The sequence below is a fragment of the bacterium genome (genome assembly GCA_040756715.1).
Lineage (GTDB): Bacteria > UBA9089 > UBA9088 > UBA9088 > UBA9088 > JBFLYE01.
Map to the genome: position 1 here is coordinate 1 of JBFLYE010000067.1, position 5,277 is coordinate 5,277.

Annotated in this window: 8 protein-coding genes; 5 read left to right on the top strand and 3 right to left on the bottom strand. The window is 36.2% G+C overall.

What is annotated here, in order from left to right; translation table 11 throughout:
- From AB1397_02755 to AB1397_02765, 3 genes are all read left to right on the top strand, one after another.
- A partial coding sequence (locus tag AB1397_02755; protein ID MEW6481912.1) for a tail fiber domain-containing protein occupies window positions 1–680 on the top strand: 680 nt, incomplete at its 5' end.
- Window positions 664–894, top strand: a complete 231-nt coding sequence (locus AB1397_02760; GenBank protein MEW6481913.1) for a hypothetical protein — start codon at window positions 664–666, stop codon at window positions 892–894. The genes AB1397_02755 and AB1397_02760, both read left to right, overlap by 17 nt.
- 412 nt (window positions 895–1,306) lie before the next feature.
- A complete protein-coding gene (locus AB1397_02765) occupies window positions 1,307–1,624 on the top strand; it encodes a nucleotidyltransferase domain-containing protein (protein ID MEW6481914.1) in 318 nt (105 codons plus the stop codon).
- A 71-nt stretch (window positions 1,625–1,695) separates the two neighbouring features.
- Here the strand turns inward: AB1397_02765 and holA are convergent, their stop codons facing one another.
- From holA to AB1397_02780, 3 genes are read right to left on the bottom strand one after another with little or no spacing between them, the layout of a single operon-like run.
- Complete coding sequence (holA, locus tag AB1397_02770) at window positions 1,696–2,601, bottom strand: DNA polymerase III subunit delta (protein MEW6481915.1); 906 nt, start codon at window positions 2,599–2,601, stop codon at window positions 1,696–1,698.
- On the bottom strand, window positions 2,567–3,058 hold the full coding sequence (locus tag AB1397_02775) for an LptE family protein (GenBank protein MEW6481916.1): 492 nt from the start codon (window positions 3,056–3,058) through the stop codon (window positions 2,567–2,569). The genes holA and AB1397_02775 overlap by 35 nt, the downstream gene beginning before the upstream one ends.
- Complete coding sequence (locus AB1397_02780; GenBank protein MEW6481917.1) at window positions 3,048–3,761, bottom strand: metallophosphoesterase family protein; 714 nt, start codon at window positions 3,759–3,761, stop codon at window positions 3,048–3,050. Before AB1397_02780 ends, AB1397_02775 begins: the two co-directional genes overlap by 11 nt.
- A 212-nt stretch (window positions 3,762–3,973) precedes the next feature.
- Between AB1397_02780 and hisH the strand changes: the two genes are divergently transcribed.
- Together hisH and thyX are read left to right on the top strand one after the other, a co-directional pair.
- Complete coding sequence (hisH, locus tag AB1397_02785) at window positions 3,974–4,567, top strand: imidazole glycerol phosphate synthase subunit HisH (GenBank protein ID MEW6481918.1); 594 nt, start codon at window positions 3,974–3,976, stop codon at window positions 4,565–4,567.
- Window positions 4,558–5,217: an FAD-dependent thymidylate synthase gene (gene thyX / locus AB1397_02790; protein MEW6481919.1), complete on the top strand. Its 660-nt coding sequence runs from the start codon at window positions 4,558–4,560 to the stop codon at window positions 5,215–5,217. Before hisH ends, thyX begins: the two co-directional genes overlap by 10 nt.
- Window positions 5,218–5,277: the final 60 nt, after the last annotated feature.

Below are 5,277 nucleotides of genomic sequence, written 5' to 3' on the forward strand. Positions count from 1 at the left end.
TTAAGTTTTATAAAATTTTTTCCCTTTTAATTCAAAATTCAACATTCAAAATTCATAATTTTATAAAGTTTTCCTTAAGATTATCTAAACACATACATTTTGTAAAGCGTTATGGAATTAACTATATTCAAGTTAAAGACCTGATAAATTTTGATAACAGCCACTACAGCACAAGCCTTGGCTTTGGGGCAGGAAGGGTTAATTGGGGTAATCACAATACATTTATTGGCTATCAAGCAGGCTTTTCCAACACCAGCGGCTACTACAACTCAGCTATGGGCTATTTGGCCCTTTTCTCTAACACCACCGGCAACTACAACTCAGCTATGGGCGATCAGGCAGGTTATAATTGTAAGGGTAGTGGCAATCTCTTTTTAGGCTATCAGGCAGGCTACCACGAGACCGGCTCTAACACGCTCTACATTGACAATTCAGACACCTCCCATCCTCTCATCTACGGCGAATTTGATAATGATATAGTAAAGATAAACGGCAAGCTTGGGGTGGGAACAACACCGGGAACCTATCGGCTTACCCTCCCAAATACTGCTAATGATTTAGGTAAAGGCATCGCAAATGCTTGGGAGACTTACAGCTCCCGTCGCTGGAAGACAAATATTACCCCCATAGAAAATCCATTAGACAAGGTATTCAGATTAAGGGGTGTCTACTTTAATTGAAAATGGCAAAAAAGACATTGGCTTGATCGCAGAAGAGGTTGGCGAAGTCATCCCAGAGGTCGTCTCCTACGAAGAAAACGGCAGAGATGCTAGCGGCTTAGACTACAGCCGCCTGGTTGCCCTTTTAATTGAGGCAGTAAAGGCACAGCAAGAAAAGTTTGAGGCAGAGATTAACCTCTTAAAACAAGAAATAGAGCAACTGAAGAGGAGGTAGAAGGTAGGAAGCCTTGAGCCAATAGGGAATAGCCATTTGGACCAACCAGATTTTCTCCGACTTCATAGAGGGTCGAAATTTTTATTGCCTTAAGATAAAATCTTTTGGTATAATATCCCCATTGTGGATTTCTCTAATTGCCTGAATAATTATAGTTAATTCCATAACGCTTTACAAAATGTATGTGTTTAGATAATCTTAAGGAAAACTTTATAAAATTATGAATTTTGAATGTTGAATTTTGAATTAAAAGGGAAAAAATTTTATAAAACTTAACCTTTTTCAATTCAAAATTCAAAATTTAGAATTCAAAATTTCTTAAAAGGTGGATGAATTTTTAACAGATAAACACAACCCTATCTATTTTTGCACTAAGTAATGGAAGATACTATAAATTTAGGAGGATATTTTAATGATTAATGAGCAAATTCTCAGACAAATCGTAGAACGTTTAACCAATAACTTTCATCTCCAGCAAATTATTCTTTTTGGTTCACAATCCCGTCAAACCGCTGACGAACATAGTGATGTAGATATTTTGGTTATCTGCTCCATCAAGGGTAGCCATCGAGCTTTAATGGTAGATATGGATAGAACATTAAAAGGGTTAGGTATAGCCAGAGATATTATTGTACTATCTCCTGAGGAATTTGAACGAGACCGTCAAATTCCAGGGACTGTGGCACGACCTGCCTGGTTGGAAGGGAAGGTTCTTTATGAACGAGCTTAGTCAAGAGGTGTTCCAAAAAGACAATTCGTTTCTGGCTCTTTAATGAGGAAGCTTAAACACATATTAAGGAGCTAAACACATACATTTTTTGAAAGAATATGATAGACGAGGCTTAAAAGAATAAATTCCCTTAAATGTGAGCTATAGGATTTTAGTTTAAAATCGCCGCTAGCAAGGGATGAAAATATGGAAGATGCCTCATTATGTGAAAATAGTTTTGCTTGATGAGAGAGCTTTTTGTAATACCAATCCTTCATTGTTTCATCCTTTATCCCATCCTTTATTGAAAATATCTCCCTCATCCTCTTCTCTATCATAAATAAAATGCGATGGGGGGAATCACCATAAGAGAGAAGGCTATGGCAGATAGATATAGCATTTATTTTTCTTTCTCCTATTGCATCAAGCAAGTCAAAGATGTTTTTACTTTCGCCTCCGAAAAGAATGGGAAGGATATCATTGTCAGAAAGCTCTTTCTTGGAACAATAGAGGGTTATTTTTTCGATTTCTCCTATAAGGAAGGATGTATCAGGGCCTATGGTTTCAAGCATAAGCTCTAGAGCAGATTCCTTTATCGTCCTTCCCTTTTCCCTGAACCTCTCCCTTATCCAAAATTTAAGATTATTAAAATGTAGCTTTGGAAAGGCTACAATAGGTATAGAATAAGAAATGTCTACCTTTTTAAGAGAGATAATGATGGTAATAGATGGGCTTGGATTTTTGATATATTTTGCGATAATCTCCCTCTCTTTTATGGAAGGCTCTTTTAGGACAACAATCCTATTCTCTCCAAATATATCGCCAGAAAGAATCTCTTTTAAATTCTTATTATCATTAAACACAATAAGGCTCGCTTTTCTTTTATCTTTTATCCTAAAAATTGCATCCCTTTTAAGGCCCTCTTCTTCTCCCACAAACAAATACCCAGTGGCAATCTTTTCCCTATTTATCTCCTTTAATAAATCTTCGTAGCTCATTACAAATAGACCTTGAGATTCTGTTTAAAAGCCCCCCTCTTTCCTTTTCTTCATCTTCTGAATATATTATTGCCTCAGTTAGCCTTTTCTTTAGAATTGAATTATTTCGGTAAAACACCTCAAACTCAATATCCATCCTTATTCTAAATTCTATTATCTCCTTTTTTTCTGTCCAGGCAAGCGGGGTTTTTTTGTAATCTACAATCCTTCCAGAAAGGATTAGCTCTGCCTTTTCTCTATCTTCTATCTTAAAATTCCCATCCTTCATTATCTCATCAACCATTGCCATATTAAGCTTCTCAGAAAGCCCGTATTCCTTTGTTTCATTATAAAAAAGGGAAACAAAGATTGTTTTTTGTTCTGTTTTTGGAAGGGTAGCACAGCTTAAAAGGAATAGTAGAGAGTAGAGAGTAGAGAGTAGAGAGATAAAAACATTCCACATTCCCTTATCGTCCATTTTCAAGCCTTTTTATAAGGTATTCTGGAAGCCCCACCTGCCTCATAAGCCTCTGGGTTCTTTTTATGTTATAAGGGATGCGAAAGAGCTTAAATTCTTTATTGTTAACTATTCCAAAGCTTGCCTTTGGAATATAATCCCTTGGCTGACCAACCGAGCCAGGGTTTATGATGCTCCTTTTTTTAAGCTTAATTACCTCATCCTCCATAAGATACTTTCCTTGAATGCTATTGTTTTCAACAAAAAAGCAGGAGGGAACATGGGTATGGCCAATAAATAGAATTTCATCCTTTAATAAACCAAGGCTTTCCCCTGCCTCTTTTTCCTTAAATATATACTCATCTGTATAATCCCTTAAAGAGCCATGGACAAAGATAAAATTGCTTTGTTTTCCCCTTAAGGGAAGGGATAAAAGCCATTCCTTGTTTTCTGAGCTAAGGTTTCTCTGAGTCCACTCAATAGCCTCCCTGGCATATGGATTGAACCAGTTTATGTCCTTTTTTCCAACCGCCGCAATATCATGGTTTCCAGCAATAACAAGGGGATTAAGCTTCCTTACATACTCACAACATTCATTTGGACAGGGTCCATATCCCACAATATCTCCCAATACAATTGTCTTATCAACCTTAGAAAGATAGGGTATAACAGCAAGGAGGGCTTCAAGGTTTCCATGAATATCTGAAATTATTCCATATTGCATTATAAAATAATAGCAATTTTTCTTGTAAAAAATCAAAGATTTAGTTAAAATTATATAAAATTTATCGTATGTGTTTAAGCTAATCTTTATAAAATTTTGAATGTTGAATTTTGAATTAAAAGGGGAAAAATTTTATAAAACTTAACCTTCAATTCAAAATTTAGAATTCAAAATTTCTTAAAAGGTGGATGAATTTTGAAAAACTTTAGGAAATGATTGTTATAGTCAATTATGGTGTAGGAAACCTTTATTCTGTAAAAAAGGCATTTGAGATCTTTGATAAAAATATCATTATTTCTAATAAGCCTTGGGATATTCAAAGGGCTGATAAGATTGTCCTCCCTGGGGTTGGACACTTCAAGGATGTTATGGAGGCTATAAAAAACCTGGGGCTTTTTGAAGCCTTAATTGAGGCGGGAAAGAATAAGCCCATTTTAGGGATATGCCTTGGAATGCAAGTGCTATTTGAGGAAAGCAGAGAGGGAGATACACAAGGGCTATCTATTTTAAAAGGAAGGGTTATCCGCTTTCCTAATATCATAAAGGTTCCCCATATTGGTTGGAATAGGGTAAGGTTTAGTAGCCACCCAATCTTTCAAGGTATTCCAGAAAATCCTTGGTTTTATTTTATCCATTCATATTATCCTGTGCCAGAGGAAGATGTTATAATTGGGAGGACAAATTATGGGGATATTGAATTTGCCTCTGCTGTTTCTTGCGATAACATTGTTGGCTTCCAATTTCATCCCGAAAAGAGTAGCGAAATTGGGCTTGGGCTTATTGAAAATTTTGTAAGATGGAAGTAGAGGTTATTAGCCATACACCCGAGCCAGAGGCTCTTGTAGCAAGGGCAGCAGCCCTTTGCTATTCAAAAGAGGATAAAAAGCCACAAAAAGAAAAGGTAAAACCCTTTATGGAAAAGCTTCTTAAGATGGGTCATATATCGCCCTTTGAACACATCTCATTTACCTTTAGAATATCTGGTGTATCAAGGGTCTTAAGCCATCAGCTTATGCGTCATAGAATAGCAAGCTATTCCCAGCAATCACAAAGGTATGTGTTTTTTGATAAAGCATCCTATGTAATCCCAGAAAGTATAAAAGATAAGGGTATGGATAAGGAATTTTCTAAAAAAATAGAAGAGATGGTAGATTTTTATCGTTTTCTGGTTAAACAGGGAATACCAAAGGAGGATGCAAGGTATATTTTGCCTTCTTCCTTTACCACAAGCCTTATTATGACAATGAATGCAAGGGAGCTCATCCATTTTTTTAGATTAAGGTGTTGCAATCGGGCACAATGGGAGATAAGGGATATGGCAGATAGAATGCTTTTTCTTGTCAAAAATATTGCTCCGAATATATTCTTTAATTCTGGACCTCCTTGTATTATAGGGCCCTGCCCAGAGGGAGAGCTCTCCTGTGGAAAACCAAGGAAGTCTGAGATTTATAGTTAATTCCACAACGCTTTACAAAATGTATGGGTTTAGATAATCTTAAGGAAAACTTTATAAAAT

What these genes read in the sequence shown, in the direction of transcription:
- AB1397_02780 (MEW6481917.1), bottom strand. Translation starts at nt 3,761, where the DNA reads ATGCAATATGGAATAATTTCAGATATTCATGGAAACCTTGAAGCCCTC.
- thyX (MEW6481919.1), top strand. Translation starts at nt 4,558, where the DNA reads ATGGAAGTAGAGGTTATTAGCCATACACCCGAGCCAGAGGCTCTTGTA.
- hisH (MEW6481918.1), top strand. Translation starts at nt 3,974, where the DNA reads ATGATTGTTATAGTCAATTATGGTGTAGGAAACCTTTATTCTGTAAAA.
- holA (MEW6481915.1), bottom strand. Translation starts at nt 2,601, where the DNA reads ATGAGCTACGAAGATTTATTAAAGGAGATAAATAGGGAAAAGATTGCC.
- AB1397_02775 (MEW6481916.1), bottom strand. Translation starts at nt 3,058, where the DNA reads ATGGACGATAAGGGAATGTGGAATGTTTTTATCTCTCTACTCTCTACT.
- AB1397_02765 (MEW6481914.1), top strand. Translation starts at nt 1,307, where the DNA reads ATGATTAATGAGCAAATTCTCAGACAAATCGTAGAACGTTTAACCAAT.